1 protein-coding gene is annotated in these 649 nt (G+C 64.3%); it reads right to left on the bottom strand.

Translation table 11 applies throughout. The features are described from left to right. Positions 1-510 (bottom strand): pentatricopeptide repeat-containing protein (locus tag HV796_RS43055; protein WP_175233650.1); only part of this gene is annotated, 510 nt, incomplete at its 3' end. Positions 511-649: the final 139 nt, after the last annotated feature.

The raw sequence follows: 649 nt of genomic DNA, 5'->3' as shown, positions 1-649 counted from the left end.
GTACGTGATGGTGTCGGGGAAGACGCCGTGCGCGGGACCGTGCTGTTGCAGATGCGCGAAAAGTCTGAGGGCATCGTCAGCGCGCGCGGCCTTCCCGCACGCGGAGATGGCGGCGTTGTACGGAATGGTGTCGGGGAACACCGTTGCCCTTGTCTGCGGGTGGCGGCATCGTTGTAGCGCTTCCAGGCAGGCGATGGCGCCTTCGTGGTCATTACCGAGCTTTTTGATGCACGAGGTCGTGACGCGCATGACATCGGCCACACTGGTTTCACCCCGATTGAAGCGGCGGATGATGGTTTCATTCGCCGCTTCCCGGCGGAATACACCCCCACTTTGTATCTCTCTTGGGCGCCCGCCGCGCAGGTTTCCCAGCTTCGGGTTTCCCTGCGAAGCGGCGGGTGTGGTGCTGCACGATGCCGCAGCGATGGCGGAAGACTCGCCGGCGGGGCAGGTGGCGGGGGGCTCCGAAGCGGCGCCATGAACGGTGTGGGCAGTGGTGATGGGGAGCATCGGTGCCGGGGGCAGGGACAGAAAAGGTTTTCGACAATTTGACTCTAGCGGGGCGATGGAGCCCGGCGCGCGCGGCTTCAGAAACGTTCCCCGGTGCTACGCAATCGCGACCTGCATACGTGAAGCCAGGACATGGCAA

The organism is Paraburkholderia humisilvae (genome assembly GCF_902859855.1).
GTDB lineage: Bacteria > Pseudomonadota > Gammaproteobacteria > Burkholderiales > Burkholderiaceae > Paraburkholderia > Paraburkholderia humisilvae.
This window is presented reverse-complemented; position numbering and strand designations above follow the sequence as displayed.